The sequence below is a fragment of the Streptomyces sp. TRD_SC_5 genome (assembly GCF_056836825.1).
In genome coordinates, this window is record NZ_JBWZZS010000001.1 from 5,868,173 (window position 1) to 5,886,435 (window position 18,263).

Annotated in this window: 16 protein-coding genes; 10 read left to right on the plus strand and 6 right to left on the minus strand. The window is 71.9% G+C overall.

The window, feature by feature from the left end; all coding sequences use genetic code 11:
* The first annotated feature begins 106 nt into the window (after positions 1 to 106).
* Both AC1P0E_RS26925 and AC1P0E_RS26930 read left to right on the plus strand, forming a co-directional pair.
* Positions 107 to 850: a response regulator transcription factor gene (locus AC1P0E_RS26925; RefSeq protein WP_482744689.1), complete on the plus strand. Its 744-nt coding sequence runs from the start codon at positions 107 to 109 to the stop codon at positions 848 to 850.
* A complete protein-coding gene (locus AC1P0E_RS26930; protein WP_482744690.1) occupies positions 843 to 1,955 on the plus strand; it encodes a sensor histidine kinase in 1,113 nt (370 codons plus the stop codon). The genes AC1P0E_RS26925 and AC1P0E_RS26930 overlap by 8 nt, the downstream gene beginning before the upstream one ends.
* Here the strand turns inward: AC1P0E_RS26930 and AC1P0E_RS26935 are convergent.
* Positions 1,930 to 3,159, minus strand: a complete 1,230-nt coding sequence (locus AC1P0E_RS26935) for a GTP-binding protein (RefSeq protein ID WP_482744691.1) — start codon at positions 3,157 to 3,159, stop codon at positions 1,930 to 1,932. The two genes, AC1P0E_RS26930 and AC1P0E_RS26935, sit on opposite strands and share 26 nt — an antisense overlap.
* Before the next feature lie 5 nt (positions 3,160 to 3,164).
* Positions 3,165 to 3,335: a 50S ribosomal protein L32 gene (gene rpmF / locus AC1P0E_RS26940; protein ID WP_028814853.1), complete on the minus strand. Its 171-nt coding sequence runs from the start codon at positions 3,333 to 3,335 to the stop codon at positions 3,165 to 3,167.
* Positions 3,336 to 3,498: 163 nt separating this feature from the next.
* On the opposite strand from rpmF, the gene AC1P0E_RS26945 reads away from it, so the two are divergent.
* Positions 3,499 to 4,446, plus strand: a complete 948-nt coding sequence (locus AC1P0E_RS26945; RefSeq protein ID WP_482745912.1) for a slipin family protein — start codon at positions 3,499 to 3,501, stop codon at positions 4,444 to 4,446.
* A gap of 78 nt (positions 4,447 to 4,524) precedes the next feature.
* A complete protein-coding gene (locus tag AC1P0E_RS26950; RefSeq protein ID WP_482744692.1) occupies positions 4,525 to 5,367 on the plus strand; it encodes an aldo/keto reductase in 843 nt (280 codons plus the stop codon).
* A 7-nt stretch (positions 5,368 to 5,374) separates the two neighbouring features.
* On the opposite strand, the gene AC1P0E_RS26955 is transcribed toward AC1P0E_RS26950, so the two are convergent.
* From AC1P0E_RS26955 to tdh, 3 genes are read right to left on the minus strand one after another with little or no spacing between them, the layout of a single operon-like run.
* Positions 5,375 to 6,292: a LysR family transcriptional regulator gene (locus AC1P0E_RS26955; protein ID WP_482744693.1), complete on the minus strand. Its 918-nt coding sequence runs from the start codon at positions 6,290 to 6,292 to the stop codon at positions 5,375 to 5,377.
* Positions 6,289 to 7,470, minus strand: coding sequence for a glycine C-acetyltransferase (locus AC1P0E_RS26960; protein WP_482744694.1), 1,182 nt, complete (start codon positions 7,468 to 7,470; stop codon positions 6,289 to 6,291). Before AC1P0E_RS26960 ends, AC1P0E_RS26955 begins: the two co-directional genes overlap by 4 nt.
* A 53-nt stretch (positions 7,471 to 7,523) precedes the next feature.
* Positions 7,524 to 8,552 (minus strand): L-threonine 3-dehydrogenase, encoded by a 1,029-nt coding sequence (gene tdh / locus AC1P0E_RS26965; protein WP_482744695.1) that lies wholly within the window; start codon positions 8,550 to 8,552, stop codon positions 7,524 to 7,526.
* 187 nt (positions 8,553 to 8,739) lie between these two features.
* Between tdh and AC1P0E_RS26970 the strand changes: the two genes are divergently transcribed.
* The 5 genes from AC1P0E_RS26970 (at position 8,740) to AC1P0E_RS26990 (ending at position 14,708) form a co-directional block, all read left to right on the plus strand.
* A complete protein-coding gene (locus AC1P0E_RS26970; protein WP_482744696.1) occupies positions 8,740 to 9,786 on the plus strand; it encodes an enoyl-CoA hydratase/isomerase family protein in 1,047 nt (348 codons plus the stop codon).
* Positions 9,787 to 9,822: 36 nt separating this feature from the next.
* Positions 9,823 to 10,452: an alpha-ketoglutarate-dependent dioxygenase AlkB gene (locus tag AC1P0E_RS26975; protein WP_482744697.1), complete on the plus strand. Its 630-nt coding sequence runs from the start codon at positions 9,823 to 9,825 to the stop codon at positions 10,450 to 10,452.
* Between the two features lie 153 nt (positions 10,453 to 10,605).
* Complete coding sequence (locus AC1P0E_RS26980) at positions 10,606 to 12,378, plus strand: S8 family serine peptidase (RefSeq protein WP_482744698.1); 1,773 nt, start codon at positions 10,606 to 10,608, stop codon at positions 12,376 to 12,378.
* Positions 12,379 to 12,393: 15 nt separating this feature from the next.
* Positions 12,394 to 13,473 carry a ComEC/Rec2 family competence protein gene (locus AC1P0E_RS26985; RefSeq protein WP_482744699.1) on the plus strand — a complete coding sequence of 360 codons (1,080 nt, stop codon included), beginning with the start codon at positions 12,394 to 12,396 and terminating at the stop codon, positions 13,471 to 13,473.
* Positions 13,470 to 14,708, plus strand: coding sequence for a patatin-like phospholipase family protein (locus AC1P0E_RS26990; RefSeq protein WP_482744700.1), 1,239 nt, complete (start codon positions 13,470 to 13,472; stop codon positions 14,706 to 14,708). Before AC1P0E_RS26985 ends, AC1P0E_RS26990 begins: the two co-directional genes overlap by 4 nt.
* 10 nt (positions 14,709 to 14,718) lie before the next feature.
* Here the strand turns inward: AC1P0E_RS26990 and AC1P0E_RS26995 are convergent, their stop codons facing one another.
* Positions 14,719 to 15,549, minus strand: a complete 831-nt coding sequence (locus tag AC1P0E_RS26995) for an SDR family NAD(P)-dependent oxidoreductase (protein ID WP_482745913.1) — start codon at positions 15,547 to 15,549, stop codon at positions 14,719 to 14,721.
* 197 nt (positions 15,550 to 15,746) lie between these two features.
* Between AC1P0E_RS26995 and AC1P0E_RS27000 the strand changes: the two genes are divergently transcribed.
* A complete protein-coding gene (locus AC1P0E_RS27000; protein WP_482744701.1) occupies positions 15,747 to 18,248 on the plus strand; it encodes an ATP-binding SpoIIE family protein phosphatase in 2,502 nt (833 codons plus the stop codon).
* Positions 18,249 to 18,263: the final 15 nt, after the last annotated feature.

An 18,263-nucleotide genomic window follows, 5' to 3' on the forward strand; every position in this document is an offset into this window, starting at 1 on the left:
ACCGCCGACCACGACCCCGGCGACCACGGGCAAGCACCGCCGGACGTCATCGCTTCGTAAGGGTCCGGGCGGCCGTCGTCGCCCGTACGTCGGCGAGACTGGACCCATGCAGAACATCCTGGTCGTCGACGACGATCCGACCGTCGCCGAGGTCGTCACCGGCTACCTGGAACGCGCGGGTTTCACCGTGACCCAGGCCGCCGACGGGCCCGCCGCGCTGCGGCAGGCGAAGGACCGCCGGCCCGATCTCGTGGTCCTGGACCTCATGCTGCCCGGCATGGACGGCCTGGAGGTGTGCCGCGAGCTGCGCGCGGACGGTCCCGTGCCGGTCATCATGCTGACGGCGCGCGGCGACGAGGACGACCGGATCCTGGGCCTGGAGGTCGGCGCCGACGACTACGTCACCAAACCGTTCAGCCCGCGTGAACTGGTGCTGCGCGTCGAGTCCGTACTCCGCAGGGCCGTTGCGCAGGACCGGGGCCCCCAGGTGCGGGCCGCCGGGATCGTCCTGGATCCCGCGGGCCGCCGTGCCACCAAGGGAGGACGCGAACTCGCCCTGACCTTGCGGGAGTTCGACCTTCTCGCGCATCTCATCAGCCACCGGGGCGAGGCCATCGGCCGGGAGCAGCTGATGCACGACGTCTGGGGCTGGGAGTTCGGCGACCTGTCGACCGTCACCGTCCATGTGCGGCGGCTGCGCGGCAAGATCGAGGACGACCCGGCCCGGCCCCGCCTCATCCAGACGGTCTGGGGTGTCGGCTACCGATTCGACGACCGCCCCGGCGTCGACGACCGCCCGGGCGCGGACGAGCGTACCGGCGAAGGGCAGGGTGCCACCCAACATGCGTGACCTGCCGCTCATCGCCCTCATCGCCTTCCTCGGGGCGGCCGCCGCCGGCCTGCTCGGCGCGGTGGTCCTGCGGCTCCTGCGGAGCCGCTCGGTCGCCGTCTCGCTGACGGTCGTCGCCGCCGTGACGGTCACCGCGATGCTCGCGGGCACGCTCGCCGTGGCGCAGGCGATGTTCCTGTCGCCGCACGACCTCACCGTCGTGACCATGGTCGTCGCGATGGCCGCCGTGGTCTCGCTGGCGACCGCGCTGATCCTGGGCCGCTGGGTCGTCGCCCGCAGCAACGCGCTGACGCTGGCGGCCCGTACCTTCGGCGACGGCGGCTCCTTCGCCGCCCCCACCGGATCGTCCACCGCCGAACTCGGCGCGCTGGGCCGCGAACTGGCGGCCACCAGCGCCAAACTGGCCGCCTCCCGTGAGCGCGAGCGCGCCCTGGAGACCTCTCGTCGTGAGCTGGTCGCCTGGATCTCCCACGACCTGCGCACACCGCTCGCCGGGCTGCGCGCCATGTCGGAGGCGCTGGAGGACGGTGTCGTCGCCGACCCGGCGCGCTACCACCGGCAGATGCGCACCGAGGTCGACCGGCTCAACTCCATGGTCGGCGACCTCTTCGAGCTGTCCCGCATCCACGCGGGCGCGCTCGCCCTGACCCCGGTACGCATCTCCGCCCACGACCTGATCGGTGAGGCGCTCGCGGGCGCCGACCCGCTCGCCCGTGAACAGGGCGTACGTCTGGTCGGTGAGACGGCGGAAGCGCTGCCGCTGGAAGTGGACGCCCGCGAAATGACCCGCGTCCTCGCCAACCTGCTGGTGAACGCGATCCGCCGGACCCCTGCCGACGGCACGGTGGCCGTCGGCGCCGAACTGCGCGAGGACCGCGTGGTCCTCTCCGTCACGGACGGCTGCGGCGGCATTCCCGCCGAGGACCTCCCGCGCGTCTTCGACACCGGCTGGCGCGGCACCGAGGCCCGTACGCCCCCGGGGGGCGCGGGCCTCGGGCTCGCCATCGTCCGCGGTATCGTCGAGGCCCACGCGGGGCGCGCCGACGTACGCAACGTGAAGGGCGGCTGCCGCTTCGAGGTCACGCTTCCGGCAGCGCCGGTGTGAGGGGAAGCGGCGCCTCGTGCTCGCACGCGTCGTCGATGCCGTACGTGTCCCAGGCGGGGAACGGGTCCTCGGCCCGGGCGTCTTCGCCGGCCGAGCCCAGGCACGCCGTGAGCGCGGCGTGCAGGGCGTCGGCCCGCAGACCGGTGCCGATGAAGACCAGCTCCTGCCCCTGCTCGGTGTCCGCGTCGCGCGCCCCGGAGGGCTCGAAGCGTGCCACGGCGCCCGCCTGTGACCACAGGCCCGTGACGCGGGGCCGGGTGGCCAGCCAGAAGAAGCCCTTGGAGCGCAGGATCTGGCCGTACGAACCGCTGTCGAGCCCACGGGTGACGAAGTCCCACAGGCGCCCCGGATGGAAGGGGCGGTCCGCGCGGAACACCGTGCTGGAGATGCCGTACTCCTCGGTCTCCGGCACATGGTCGCCGTTCAGCTCCCGCACCCATCCCGGCGCCTCCTGGGCGCGCTCCAGGTCGAAGAGCCCGGTGCCCAGTACGTCGGCGGGGGAGACGCGGCCGTGGGTGGCGGCCACGATCCTGGCGGCCGGGTTGAGGCGGGAGAGAGCCGCCCGCAGCCGGTGGGCCGTCTCCGGGGCGACGAGGTCGAGCTTGTTGAGCACGATGACGTCGGCGAACTCGATCTGGTCCATCAGCAGGTCGCTGACGGTGCGGTCGTCGTCCTCGTACTGGTCGAGCCCGCGCTCGGCGAGCCCGTCGCCGCCGGTCAGCTCGGGCAGGAAGCCGGCGGCGTCGACGACGGTGACCATCGTGTCGAGGCGGGCCAGGTCGCCGAGCGTCGCGCCGTCGTCGCGGGGGAAGGCGAAGGTGGCCGCGACCGGCATGGGTTCGGAGATGCCGCTCGACTCGATGAGGAGATAGTCGAAGCGGCCCTCCCTGGCCAGCCGGTCGACCTCTTCGAGCAGGTCGTCCCGCAGGGTGCAGCAGATGCACCCGTTGGTCATCTCGACCAGGCGCTCCTCGGTGCGCGAGAGCGCCGCCGTGCCGCCGCGCACGAGCGCGGCGTCGATGTTGACCTCGCTCATGTCGTTGACGATCACGGCGACCCGCAGGCCGTCCCGGTTGCCCAGGACGTGATTGAGCAGGGTCGTCTTGCCGGCCCCGAGGAACCCGGACAGTACGGTCACGGGCAGCCGGTCGAGGTGCGGGAGGTCCCGGATGCCACGGAGGCCGGGGAGGGTCGCGCCGGTCATGCCGCTCAGCCCTCGGGGCGCAGGAGGCCGCGCTCGTACGCCTTGGCCAGCCGCTGCGGCACGCGGTACACCGAGCCGTCGACCGTGACGGGGACGAGCTGCGGCGTCGTGGCCTTCCACTGGGCGCGCCGGTGACGGGTGTTGCTGCGGGACATCTTCCGCTTGGGTACGGCCATGGGGGTCCTCCTGGGGAAGTGGGCGAGGATGCGCGGTCACCGAACGCTACATGCAAATGGATTCCATGTTCAATTGAGGGTTGGCCGGGTTGCGTCTCGACCCCGGCGGCCGGCCGGGCGTATCGTGAAAAAATAGATGCGGCTCGGACCCATGGGGGTCGTGATGCTCGACGAGCTTCTGGCAGCTGGGGCGACCACGGGAGCGGCCGCCGTGGTGTACGTGGCGGCTGCGGCGAGAGTGGTGCGGCAGTACGAGCGAGGTGTGGTGTTCCGCCTCGGGCGACTCCGCGAGGACGTGCGGGGGCCGGGCTTCACCATGATCGTTCCCGTGGTGGACAGGCTGCGCAAAGTGAACATGCAGATCGTGACGATGCCGGTGCCCGCGCAGGACGGCATCACCCGCGACAACGTCACGGTCCGGGTGGACGCGGTGATCTATTTCAAGGTGATGGACGCGGCCGAAGCCGTGGTGAGGGTGGAGGACTACCGGTTCGCGGTCTCGCAGATGGCACAGACGTCGTTGCGTTCGATCATCGGCAAGAGCGATCTGGACGATCTGCTGTCGAACCGGGAGAAGCTCAACCAAGGGCTCGAGCTGATGCTCGACAGTCCCGCCGTGGGGTGGGGCGTATCGATCGACCGGGTCGAGATCAAGGACGTGTCGCTGCCGGAGACGATGAAGCGGTCCATGGCCCGGCAGGCCGAGGCGGACCGTGAGCGGCGGGCGCGGGTCATCAACGCGGACGCGGAGCTTCAGGCGTCGAAGAAGCTGGCGGAGGCGGCGGGGGTCATGTCCGAACAGCCCGCGGCGCTTCAACTGCGGCTGCTGCAGACGGTGGTGGCGGTGGCGGCGGAGAAGAACTCGACGCTGGTACTGCCGTTCCCCGTGGAGCTGCTGCGGTTCCTGGAGCGGGCGGCGCAACAGCAGGGGCCGCCGCCGGGGGAGGCGCAGCAGCACAAAGCCCCGCAGCCCGAGGCGCAGCCCCAGGCCCCCGCGCAGCCCTCGGTGCAACCCCCGCCGGCCCAGGCCGAGCCAGGGCTGCCACCCGCGGACGAGGCCCCGGCTCTGACGGCCGAGCAGCCGCCGGCCGTCACCGGTCAGGCTTCCTGACGGCTCGCGAGCAGCCCCCGGCCCTGGCCCAACTGCGCTGTTACCGTTGTCCTTTCACCGAGGGGGCGGAGACAGCGGATGACATCGACCGAGTTTCGCATCGGCGGGGATCTGGGCGTACGGCGGCTCGGGTTCGGAGCAATGCGGCTGCCGACCGGGCAAGGCCCCGCGCGTGAGGCATCCCTGGCCGTCGCCCGGCGGGCCGTCGAACTGGGCGTCACGCTGATCGACACTGCCCACATGTACGGCTGGGGCGCCAACGAGGAGCTCCTGGCCGAGGCCCTGCACCCGTACGCGGACGGGCTGCTCATCACCACCAAGGTCGGCGTCGCGCGATCGGGCCCCGCGGCCGAGTGGAAGCTCGACGGGAGGCCGGAGGTACTGCGCGATCAGGTCGAACACGCCCTGCGCCGACTGCGCGTCGAGCGGCTCGAGCTCCTCCAGCTGCACCGCATCGATCCGGAAGTGCCCCTCGCCGATCAGCTCGGCGCCCTGCGGGAGCTGCGGGCCGAGGGCAAGCTCGGACGGATCGGGCTGTCCGAGGTCAGCGCCGGCGAACTCGAGCAGGCACGGGAGATCATCGACATCGCGAGTGTGCAGAACCGGTACAGCCTGCTGGACCGCGAACACGAGCCTGTGCTGGCGGCCTGCGAGGCGGCGGGGATCGCGTTCCTGCCGTGGCGGCCTGTCGCCGGAGCGGCGTCAGGAGCGACGGCTGAGATCGCCGCCGTGGCGGCCGAACTCGACGCCACCCCCTCGCAGGTCGCGCTCGCGTGGCTCCTCGACCGTTCTCCGGTCATCCTCCCGATCCCGGGCACCGCCAAGATCGACCACCTGGAGGAGAACCTCGCCGCGGCACATCTCCGCCTGACCCCGGCCCACCGCGACCGCCTCGACCGGCCGGCAGTGCCCAGCGGGTGAGCCCTCGTCAGCCGGTGGTGGAGAGGCCGGCCGCCGAGGTGGCGAGGGCGTCCAGTACGGGTCTGATCAGGGGGTGGCGCTCCGCCCCCCGGCGCACCGCCGCGAACACGCGGCGGGTCGCCGCGGGGCCCGACACCGGGCGTACGACCGTGTCCTTCAGCTCCATCCCGCGCAGCGCCGAGCGCGGCACCAGCGCCACCCCCGCCCCCGCGCCCGCCAGCGCCACCACCGCGCGGAAGTCGTCCGACGAGTGCACGAGCCGTGGCTGGAAGCCGGCGAGTTCGCAGGCCAGGAGCATCACGTCGTGGCAGGGATTGCCGGGGTACGGGCCGATCCAGTCGCTGTCGGACAGGTCGGCCAGCGCGACCTGCGGGCCCTGCCCGAGCGGGTGCGACGCGTGCAGTACGGCGTCGAACGGCTCGGCGTACAGCGGTACGCGCGCCAGGCGCCGGTCGTCCTCGTGCGGCGCGCCCCGGTACTCCACCGCCAGGGCGACATCCGCCTCCCCGTCCAGCACCAGCGGCAGGCTCTCGTCGCCCTCGGCGTCCCGGACCCGGACCCGGATGTCCGGGTGGCCGGCCGCGAGGCGGCTGATGGCCGGGGCCAGCACCTCCGCGATGCCCGTCGCGAAGGCCACCACCCGCACCTCACCGGCCGCCCCGCCCGCGTACTCCGCCAGCTCGGCCTCGGCCCGCTCAAGCTGGGCCAGTACGGCGTTGGCGTGGGCCAGCAGGATGTCGCCGGCCGCTGTCAGCCGTACGCCCCGGCCGCTGCGGGTCAGCAGGGTGTGGCCTGTCTCCTGCTCCAGCGCGGCGAGCTGCTGGGACACGGCGGACGGCGTCAGATACAGCGCGGCCGCCGCGGCGGTCACCGTCCGGTGGTCCGCCACGGCCCGCAGGATGCGCAGTCGTCTGGGGTCGATCACCCAGCCATTGTCGCCCGAGCGTCGATGAACGCCGTCACCGCTCGCTCGACGTCGGCGGTCGAGTGCGCGGCGGAGAGCTGGACGCGGATGCGGGCCGCGCCCATCGGGACGACGGGGTACGAGAAGCCGATCACGTACACGCCGCGCTCCAGGAGCAGCTCCGCCATCCGGCCCGCCTCCGCCGCGTCGCCGATCATGACGGGTGCGATGGCGTGGTCGCCGGGAAGGATCTCGAAGCCGGCCTCGGTCATCTTCGTACGGAAGAGCTTGGTGTTGGCGGTGAGGCGCTCGCGCAGCTCGCCCGCCGATTCGAGGAGGTCGAGGACCTTGATCGACGCGGCGGCGATCACCGGGGCGAGGGAGTTCGAGAAGAGGTACGGGCGTGAACGCTGGCGCAGCAGCTCGACGATCTCGGCGCGGGCGGCGACGTAACCGCCGGACGCGCCGCCGAGGGCCTTGCCGAGGGTGCCGGTGATGATGTCGACGCGGTCCATCACGCCGTGCAGTTCCGGGGTGCCGCGACCGCTCGGGCCGACGAAGCCGACGGCGTGCGAGTCGTCGACCATGACCATGGCGTCGTAGCGGTCGGCGAGGTCGCAGATCTCCGCGAGCGGGGCGACGTAACCGTCCATCGAGAAGACGCCGTCGGTGACGATGAGGCGGCGGCGGGCGTCCTGCGTGTCCTTGAGCTGCTGCTCGAGGTCGGCGAGGTCACGGTTGGCGTAGCGGTGGCGGCGGGCCTTGGAGAGGCGGATGCCGTCGATGATCGACGCGTGGTTGAGGGCGTCGGAGATGACCGCGTCCTCGGGGCCGAGGAGGGTCTCGAAGACGCCGCCGTTGGCGTCGAAGCAGGAGGAGTAGAGGATCGTGTCCTCCTGGCCCAGGAAGGTGGAGAGGCGCTGCTCCAGCTCCTTGTGGATCTCCTGGGTGCCGCAGATGAAGCGGACGGAGGCCATGCCGTAGCCCCAGCGGTCGAGGGCGTCCTTGGCGGCGGCGACGACCTCGGGGTGATCGGCCAGGCCGAGGTAGTTGTTGGCGCAGAAGTTGAGGACCTCGCCGGAGGGGACGGAGACGGAGGCGCTCTGGGGGGTGGCGATGACGCGCTCGGGCTTGTAGAGGCCGGCGGTGCGGATCTCTTCGAGGGTGGCGCGGAGATCGTCGCGGACGGATGCGTACATGAGGTCGGCGCTCCTTGGGGTGGTGGTCGTGGTGGTGGCGTGCGGAGCGGGGGTTACGTCGTCCAGTCGAGGATGATCTTGCCGCTGCGGGCGGTCGCCGCCTCGTCGAATGCCGCGTCGAAGTCCTGGTGGGCGTAGCTGCCCGTGATGACCGGGCTGAGGTCCAGGCCGCCCTCCAGCAGCACCGTCATGGCGTACCACGTCTCGTACATCTCACGGCCGTAGATGCCCTTGACCGTGATCATCGACGTGACGATCTTCGACCAGTCGACGGCGAAATCCTCGGCCGGCAGACCGAGCATCGCGATCCGCCCGCCGTGCGTCATGTTCGCGACCATGTCACGCATCGCCTCCGGCCGCCCCGACATCTCCAGGCCGATGTCGAAGCCCTCCTTGAGGCCCAACTGCCGCTGCGCTTCAGCGATGTCCGACTGGGCGACGTTCAGAGCGAGAGTCGCGCCGGCCTTGCGGGCGATCTCCAGACGGGACTCGCTGACATCCGTGATCACGACATTGCGCGCACCGGCGTGCCGGGCGACGGCAGCCGCCATGATGCCGATCGGGCCCGCGCCGGTGATCAGTACGTCCTCGCCGACCAGCGGGAAGGAGAGCGCCGTGTGCACCGCGTTGCCGAACGGGTCGAAGATCGCGGCGATGTCCAGGTCCACCTTCGCGCGGTGCACCCACACATTCGAGGCGGGCAGGGCGACGTACTCCGCGAAGGCGCCGTCGCGGCCGACACCGAGCCCGATCGTGGAGCGGCACAGGTGCCGGCGCCCCGCGAGGCAGTTGCGGCACTTGCCGCAGACCAGGTGGCCCTCGCCGCTCACCAGGTCCCCGACCGCGATGTCCGCGACGTCGGCACCGACCGCCGCGACCTCGCCCACGAACTCGTGGCCGAGGACGAGCGGCGTGGTGACGGCCTGCTGGGCCCAGCCGTCCCAGGACCTGATGTGCAGGTCCGTGCCGCAGATGCCGGTACGCAGCACCTTGATCAGCACATCACCCGGACCCGTCTCCGGCTCCGGCACGTCCATCAGCCACAGCCCGGGCTCGGCGTACTGCTTGACAAGTGCCTTCATGGATGCGGCTCCAGGCGGGATGCGAGGGGAGAGCGTGAACGCGTACCAATCTGTCGGTCCGGCGCCCGGCGGTCCATCGAGGATTTCTTAACCGGGCCAACAGCGGAGCTTCACGCGCCCCCCGCACCACGCCCCTGGCCCCGAGCCCCCGGCGGTCGTTCGCGCGACGCGTCAATACTCTGGGCCGATGACCGACGACGATTCCGTACTCCTGCGCACCGAAGGCCACGCCGCCCGCATCACCCTCAACCGCCCCCGCGCCATCAACGCCCTCAACCACGCCATGGTGAACCGGATCGCGGACGCCCTCGCCGCCTGGGAGCAGGACCCGGCCGTCGCGACCGTGGTGATCACCGGCGCGGGGGAGCGCGGCCTGTGCGCGGGCGGGGACATCCGGTCCATCCACGCGGACGCCAGGGCCGGCGGCGCCGCCTCGGCGGCGTTCTGGCGCGACGAGTACCGGCTCAACGCGCACATCGCCCGCTTCTCCAAGCCGTACGTCGCCGTCATGGACGGCATCGTGATGGGCGGCGGTGTCGGGGTCTCCGCCCACGGCAGTGTCCGCGTCGTCACCGAACGCTCCCGGGTGGCCATGCCCGAGACCGGCATCGGCTTCGTGCCCGACGTCGGCGGCACCTGGCTGCTGTCGCGGGCCCCCGGCGAGCTCGGCACGCACCTCGCGCTCACCGGGGCGGCGGCCGGCGCGGGTGACGCGCTCCTGTGCGGGCTCGCCGACCACTTCGTACCGGCGGACCGGCTGCCCGCTCTCCTCGCGGATCTCGCGACGGGCGAGGCACGGGACGTGGTGTCGCGGTACGCCCGCTCCGACGCGCCGGAGGGCGAACTCGCCGCCCACCGCGACTGGATCGACCACTGCTACGCGGCCGGCACGGTCGAGGAGATCGTCGACCGACTCTTCGACAGCGGCGAACCGGCGGCGAAGGAGGCGGCCGAGACGATCCTCGCCAAGTCACCCGTCGCGCTCAAGGTGACCCTCGCCGCGATGCGCGGGGCGGCGGGGCTCGGCACGCTGGAACAGGTCCTGGAACAGGAGTACCGCGCCTCGTGTGCGGCGCTGTCCTCGCCCGACCTGGTCGAGGGCATCCGGGCGCAGGTGATCGACAAGGACCGCGCCCCGCGCTGGTCCCCTCCCACGCTCCAGGAAGTCACGCCCGAGCAGGTGGCGCGCTTCTTCGCACCGCTCGCGGAGGGCGTCGAGCCGGGCGGGAAGTAATTCGCACACGTGTTTGAGTAGCGGTACGCTGGGTCCATGGCCGTACACCTCCAGGGATCGCTCTTCGACCAGGGGGACGAGATCGCACTGGGCCCCCTGGGCGGACTGCGCCGTACGACGCTCGGGCACGGCGCCTGGATCGACGTGCTCCCGCAGTGGGTCGCGGGGGCCGACGCGCTCTTCGACGTCCTGGCGAACGACGTCGAATGGCGCGCCGAGCAGCGCGTCATGTACGAGCGTGTGGTGGAGGTGCCGCGGCTGCTGTCGTTCTTCGGCGCGGACGACCCCCTGCCGCACCCCAGCCTCGAAGAGGCCCGTACCGCACTCGGCGCGCACTACGCCGCCGAACTCGGCGAGCCGTTCGTCACGGCCGGGCTGTGTCTCTACCGCGACGGACGCGACAGCGTCGCCTGGCACGGGGACACCATCGGGCGGGGCAGCACCGAGGACACCATGGTCGCGATCATGTCTCTGGGCGCGCCCCGGCAGCTGGCGCTGAGGCCGCGCAGCCGCGACTCGGCCACCGTGCACAAGCCGCTCGGGCACGGCGACCTCATCGTCATGGGGGGAAGTTGTCAGCGCACCTGGGAACACGCGATTCCCAAGACGTCGCGTGCCGCGGGGCCGCGCATCAGCGTGCAGTTCCGCCCCCGGGGCGTGCGCTGAGAACCTCTGTTGCGGCGCCTTCGCCCCGGACGGAGAATTGAGAGCACGACCCGCTACCGCCCGTCGCACCGCCCCTGGCACCACCCGTTCCGCCCGATGTCCCTCCCTTCCGCAACGGCCGCTTTACGCGCTGACCAGGACCCGGGAGCACCCATGGACCGCGACGACCTCGAGGCGGCGTTCTACGGGGAAGGGCCGTTTCCCGTTCCGTGGGCGACCGACTGCCCCGTGCGCTTCGACGCCTGGCTGGCGCTCGCCCAGCCGTCGCCGCCCGGTCCCGAGCACCGCGAGGACCTGATCCTCGCGATCAACGAGGAGCACGGCGTCATGCGGGTGCTGCAGCACTTCCGGGAGTTGCGCATGACCGACTGCCAGCCGGTCGCGGCCGGCAGTTTCGTGGCGGCCCGGCTGACGCTCGGCGAAGTGGTACGGGCCGTGCTTCCGATGACCAACCTCCTCAGCCTCGTCCGCCTCGCGAAGGAACTCGCCGAACAAGTAGGGCCCCCGGGCATCGAGGCCGCTCTCGTGGGCCGCTACAAGAGCCCGCCGACCAGCGACGTCCACGACAACATCGAACGGCGTCAGGAACGCAGCCGGCACCTCATGTGGTTCCTGAACCTGCTGCGTACGGTCATCGCCGCCTCCCAGCCGGACCTGCGCGGCACACCGGCCGACGACCCGGCGGTGACCGAGGCAATGACCCGCATGCTGGCGGCCGTTGCTCCGGAGTCACCCCTGGCACGACCGCCCGACGCACCGTCCAGGGGTGTCATCGACCGCAGGCAGCGGCACCCCGTCACGTTTGTTACGACGAACCGCCAGGCCGCGCCGGCGGTCGTCCGGTCCAGGTCCACGATCAAGGCCGACGCCGCGGAGCAGGTCTTCTCCGTGGACTGCGGCTCGATCGGCTGGGCCGTCGTCGACAGCGGCATCGACGCCCGGCACCCCGCGTTCTACGACTGGGACACCTCCGTCACCCCCGCACGACAGCTGGCGTCACGCGTCACGCGCGCCTTCAACTTCGTCGGCGTACGCGGAACCCTCTCCGCCGACGCGCTCGAAAACGGCCTCATCGACTGGCCGCGCGCCCTGCCGTACGTCGAAATGGAGCTCCCCGGACAGCAGAACCGCCCGATGCGGACCGACATGCCGTACACGACCCCGGGCGACCAGCACGGCACCCACATCGCCGGCATCCTCGGCGCCTGGTGGCCCGACCGCGAATTCCGGGGGATCTGCCCCAGGATCCGGCTGTACGACTTCCGGGTCCTCGGCGACACGGGGGAAGGGGACGAGTTCTCCATCGTCACGGCACTCCAGGCCATCCGGCACATCAACGAGCAGGCCGGCCGGTTCGTCATCGCCGGGGTCAACATCAGTCTTTCCGTACCGCATGACGTCGCGACCCACTCCACCGGCTGGACGCCCGTGTGCATCGAATGCGACCACCTGGCGCGCTCGGGCGTCGTGGTCGTCGCCGCGGCCGGGAACGCCGGGTTCAGTGGAGCGGTGCGAACGCTGGGGGCCGACTACCGCAGCATCAGCATCTCCGATCCCGGCAACGCGGAGTCCGTCATCACCGTCGGCTCGACGCACCGCAGCAACCCGCACCGCCACGGCGTCAGTTACTTCTCCAGCCGGGGCCCCACCGGCGACGGCAGACCCAAGCCCGACCTCCTCGCGCCGGGGGAGGACATCGACGGCCCCATCCCGGGCGCGGGCATCTCCGCCATGCACGGGACGAGCCAGGCGGCGGCGCACGTCAGCGGGGCCGCCGCGATGCTGCTGGCCCGCAACCGGGAACTGCTGGGGCGTCCCGAGCGAGTGAAGCAGATCCTGTGCTCGACGGCGACGGACCTCGCCCGCGAGCGGGACTTCCAGGGGCACGGCCTGGTCGATGTCCTCCGGGCGATGCAATCCGTCTAAGACAGGCAGTCCATCATGCTCACCTTCGATTTCCTCGACGCCCGTCACGGAGACAGCTTCCTCGTACGATGGGGAACGCCCGACCAGCGCGTCATGCTCGTCGACGGCGGACCCGGCGGCGTCTACGAGGCGTCGCTGCGCGACCGGTTGACGCACCTCGCACCCAACAGCGACGGCGTACCGAAGATCGACGTCGTCTGCCTGTCGCACGTCGACGACGATCACGCCGCCGGACTGCTCAGGCTGCTCGCCGAAATACGCCGGGCGCGGCGGGAAGAGCTTCCCGAGCCCTTCGACGTGAGGCGGCTGTGGTTCAACTCGGTGGAGGAACTCGTCGACCGGCGGGCCCCCGGCCTGAGCGCGTCCGTCCAGCCGCTCGTCGACCGAGCGCTGACCGACAGCGGTGCGGTAAAGGCGAGTTACGGACAAGGGCGGGCCATCCGCGACGAAGCGACGGCGCTGGGCCTGGCCGGAAACCCCCTCTTCGACGGGCCGCTGACCGAGGGCGCCGAAACGACGCTCGACGATCTCCACGTCACCGTCGTCGCCCCCGACGACGTGGCACTCGAACAGCTGGAGAAGCGGTGGCGCGAGGCGAAGAAGCGGGGCGACCCCGATGTGATCTCGGCGGCGTACGCGGACAAGTCGGTACCGAACCTGTCGAGCATCGTCCTGCTGCTGAGGCACGACGGCCGGACCGCGCTGCTCACCGGTGACGCCCGTGGGGACCGCATACTCGACGGGCTGCGGTCCGGCGGCCTGCTCACCGACTCGGACCCGCTCCACGTCGACCTGCTGAAGCTGCCGCACCACGGCAGTGAACGCAATGTGGAACGCGACTTCTTCGAGAGCGTGCACGCCGACCACTACGTGGTGTCCGCCGACGGGATCAGGCACCACCACCCGCACGAGGACACCCTGCGATGGCTCGTCGAGTCCCGGGACGAGGACGACGAGTACGTCATCCACCTGACGAACGACATCGCCTTCGCTACGGACGCGCTCACAGATCTGCGCGCGGAGCGCGGCTTCGAGGTCGACGTCCGTCCGCCCACGGAGCCCGCGCTCCGCATAGAGGTCGGTGATCAGCGATGAGCTCAGCTAGGCAGGCCGCCGCGGACACCTGGGTCGTGGACTCCCCCGCCGTCGGTACGGGCCTGCAGGCGCGGCCGTGCGGCGACACGCTCCGCCCGGCCGAACCGCCCGCCACCCCGCGGCCGGTCGCGGTCACCCTCTCCGGCGGCGGCTTCCGGGCCACGCTCTCGGCGCTGGGTTTCGTACGCATGCTGGCCGACGCTGGGCTGCTGTCCAGCCTGCGGTACGCGTCGTCCGTGTCCGGCGGATCGGTCGCCAACGGATTCCTCGCCACCGCCTGGCCCGCCTTGAGGGAACGGGGCTGCACCCCCGGGGCCGTCGACGAACTCGTCGTGGAACCGGTCCTCCAACGCGTCTCCTCCCGGTCGTTCAAGAGGTCGCTCGTCCGTGGGCTGTGGCGGACGCTGGGCCCGACGACCCGTACCGAACTCCTGGCGAAGCGCCTGGACGAGTGGTTCTTCGACGGCATCGAACTGGAGGACCTCGACCCGGAGGTCCGCTGGATCTTCAACGCGGCGAACCTCACCACCGGCGCCCGGTTCACCTTCGAACGCGATGTGTTCGGCGACTACACGACAGGACTGGCCCCGACGCCCGGTAAGGGGCTGAGACTGAGCCTCGCCGTGGCCGCCTCCGCCGCTGTTCCCGGCGCATTCCCGCCGTTGGTCCTGGACGGCGCCCACTTCCCGTGCGCCACGCACGCGCCGGCCCTGCTGGACGGCGGGACGTACGACAACACCGGCCTGGAGGCCATCGACAGCGAACGCCACCGTCACGCCTTCGTGTTCGTCCTCAACGCCGGAGGGCTCCTCCGGCCCGGGCTGTACGGCCGTGTCCCGGTGATCCGCGACCTCGCCCGCGCCAACTCCCTGCTGTACCGGCAGAGCACAGCCCTGCGGACCCGGGCGATCGTCGAGCGCTTCCAGCGAGGCCAAGACGCCGACATGGACGGGGAGTTGCCGCCCGGTGCCCGTCGGGGAGTCCTGGTCGGGCTCTCCACCGACTTCCCGGCGGACGGTTCGGCGCCGCTGCGCCGGTGGCGCGACGCGTTCGCGGAGCACCGCGATTTCGACGGCCGGGACCTTGCGCTCGTGCCGACCGTCTTCGACCGCCTCGACGCGGGCCTGTGCCGGGCCCTGGTCCACCGGGGCTGGTGGCTCGCGGGCGCCGGGCTCGCCGCCTTCCATCCCCGTTACCTGCCGGACACGGCATCGCTCGTACCGCCGCCACTGTGACGGCCGGTCTTCAGTCGCGCTCGCGCGGTGTGATGCGGAAGTCGAACGCGGCCGTCCCGGGGTCGAGTGCCGTCACCCCGCCGTCGACGGTGAGCACCGCGCCGTTGACGTAGGACGCGGCGGGCGAGAGCAACCAGCTGATCGCCTCGGCGACTTCCCGCGGTTCGCCGGGACGCCGCCCCGGCAGCAGCCGGGTCGCCTCCTCGTAGGCGGCTTCCACGCCGCCGTCCCCCGGGCCACCGTCCCCCAGCCCCGCCTCCTCGGCGAACCGGGCCATCCGCCGGTCGGCCATCTCGGTACGGACCCAGCTGGGGCACACGGTGTTGGCGCGCAGCCCGTGCTGCCCGTAGTCGACGGCGAGCGAGCGGCACAGCTGGAGCAGCGCCGCCTTGGACGTGGCGTACGCGGCGTTGCCCACACCGCTGCGCAGCGCGGACACGGAGGCGACCGCGACGACCGCGCCCCGCGTCCGGAGCAGGTGCGGGAGCGCGGCGCGCAGCAGCAGGAAAGGGCCGGTGAGATTGGTCCGCATGACGGCCTCCCAGTCCTCGTCCGACAGATCGCCCACGGCTCCCGAGCGCCCGGTCCCCGCGTTGAGTACGAGCCCGTCCACCCGCCCGTAGGCAGTCACGGTCGCGTCCACCAGGTCACGTACGTCGTCCGGATCGGCGGTGTCGGACGGGTGCGCCAGGGCCCCGGTCTCCTCCGCGAGACGCCGCAGCGGCCCGGGCCGGCGTCCGGAGACGACCACGTGGTGCCCGGCTTCGCGCAACAGCCGGGCCGTGGCGGCGCCGATTCCCGTCCCGCCGCCCGTGACGACGACAACTCGCTTCTCCACCATGGCTGTTCGGCCCTCCGTTGTTCCGTGGTCGACGCTCATCCGTGCCATGATCATAGGGAGACGTGCGGCCCTCGGCGGGCCGGGCTGCTCCGGTACCCGATGGAGGCATTTCCCGCCGTACGCGCCGCAGCGGCCGCCACCCGCCCGTACCGTGATGACTTGTCGGAGATCTTGCCGCTGGGAGGGAACGCAACCCCATGGAAGCTGTGGTTCCACGGCAGCGTGCCGTGTCCGGCCGGATTCCGCTCGCCGTCGTCGTGGTGGGCGGCGACGGCCTCGTCTCGCACTGGAGCTCCGGCGCGCAGCGGCTCTTCGGCCACCGCAGAGAGGACGCCGTGGGTGCCCCCGCGGCCGACCTGCTGCCCATCTCCGGTGCTCTCAGCACGCCTTACGCGTACGAGGCCCTCGCTCAGGACCCGGGCAGGCCGCCCGGCGGCGGTTTCGCCGGCCATCTCACGGCGGGGCGCGCCAAGTGCGGCCGTCCGGGCGACGGCTCGCAAGCGTCCGCCGATTCCGACCCCGATTCCGACCCCGATTCCGCTTCTGATCCCGAGTCCGGTTCGCTGGACGTGCTGTGGTGGGCGTACCCGCTGGCCGTACCCGGGCCGGAGCGGCTGCTGGTGCTGGCCGCCGACGCCGCCCGGGTGGGCGAGGACGGGGACCCGTACGAGCGGCTCGCCCCCGGTTTCGCGCTGCACACCGAATTCCCCGGGGCGCGCAAGCTCGCCGACCGGCTGCCCGACATCCTTCCCCACATGGGCCCGGCCACGGCGAGCCGGATCGTGGCGCAGATGCTCGAACTGGGCTATCCCGTACTGGAGATGAGCACCTACGAGCGGGTCCCGGTCACGCCGGACTGGGGCGTACCGAAGCACCGTGAGCGCCGGACACGGCCGGCCACGATGCCCGACGGCGGCCCGGCGGGCGATCCGGCAGCCCCCGGAGGGCTGCCGGCGGACCTGGACTCCGACCAGGACCTTGAGCATGCCGCCGTCCGTGAGCGGCTGGAGTTCCTCCACGAGGTGAGCGGCGGCATCGGCAGCTCGCTCGACCTGGCCCGGACGATCCGCGAGGTCACCAGCGCCGCCGTACCCCGCTTCGCGGACTTCGCGGGCACCCATCTGCGGGTGCAGATCCTGACCGGTGAGGGGTTCCCGGACGGTCCGCCGGACGTGACCACCGCCTGGCGCCGGGTGTGGGTGGAGCACAACGACGAGCCGGGGCGCTGGGACGACACCGTCCCCGTCGGGGAGGAGCTGACCTTCCCCGAGAAGACCCCGTTCTTCCAGTGCATGGTGACGGGGGAACCGGTGCTCCTCCCTCACATCGGCACCGACCTGAGCGAGCGCATCGCGGGCCAGTTCGAGAAGCGGGACCTGCGCCCCCTCATCGGCGGCCGGTCTCTGCTGGTCGTACCGCTCACGGCGCGCAGGGTGGTACTGGGCTTCATGGTGCTGATGCGCCGCCCGGGACGCGAGCCGTTCACCGACATGGACCGCAGAACCGGCGCCGAGCTCGCCGCCCGGGCCGGACTCGTCCTCGACAACGCCCGGATGTACACCCACCAGCAGCAGGTGGCCGAGACGCTGCAGGAGAGCATGCTCCCGCAGGTCGAGCCCCGGATGGCCGGCTGCGACATCGCCACCCGCTATCTGCCGGGCACCGCGCTGGGCCGGGTCGGCGGCGACTGGTTCGACACCATCCGGCTTCCCGGCTCCCGTACGGCGCTGGTCGTGGGGGACGTCATGGGGCACGGGCTGAACGCGGCGGCCATGATGGGCCAGCTGCGCACAGCCGTACACACCATGGCCGCACTGGACATCGCGCCGGCGCGGCTGCTGCGCAACCTCGACGATCTGGCGCACCAGCTCGGCGACCACTATCTCGCCACCTGCCTGTACGCGGTCTACGACCCGGTCGCGGGCGAGCTGGTGATGTCCAGCGCGGGGCACGTGCCTCCCGTGCTCGTACGGGCCGAGAGCGGGCGCGGAGAGGTGATCGACGTGCCCGGGGGCGCGCTGATCGGCCTCGGTGGAGTGCCGTTCGCCACCACCCGGGTGCGTGTGTCACCGGGCGACCGGCTGGTGCTGTGCACGGACGGGCTGGTCGAGGTACGCGGCGAGGACATCGGAATCGGCTTGGCGGCGCTGTGCGAATCGGCGGCGCACCCGGCCGCCTCCATGGACGAGGCCTGCGACACGATCATCCGGGCACTGGCCGTGTCGACGGCCGCCGAGTCCGGCGGACGCAAGGACGACATCGCGCTGCTGATGGCACGGCTGAACGGCATGCCGGCCGAGGACACGACGACATGGCAGCTGGAGCCCACGGCCGCCGACGTGCGCCGTGCCCGGCGCCTGGTGGACGGTCAACTGGCCGACTGGGGGCTGCCGGAGCTGGCCGACACCACCCGGCTGCTGGTGAGCGAGGTCGTCACCAACGCGGTACGGCACGCGGGCGGCCGCCCGGTGGAACTGCGCATGGTGCGCGCGGACACGCTGCTGTGCGAGGTGTCGGACGAGGACCACACGCTGCCCGTACTGCGGGACGCGGGGCCGGACGAGGAGTGCGGTCGCGGGCTTCGGCTGGTGAGCCGGCTCGCACACCGGTGGGGAGCGAGCCACTTCGGTCCGGGGAAGGTGGTCTGGTTCGAGCAGGAACTGCCGCCGGGAGCGCGCCCCGGCACGGGGAACGGATGACCGCTGTCCGGGGTG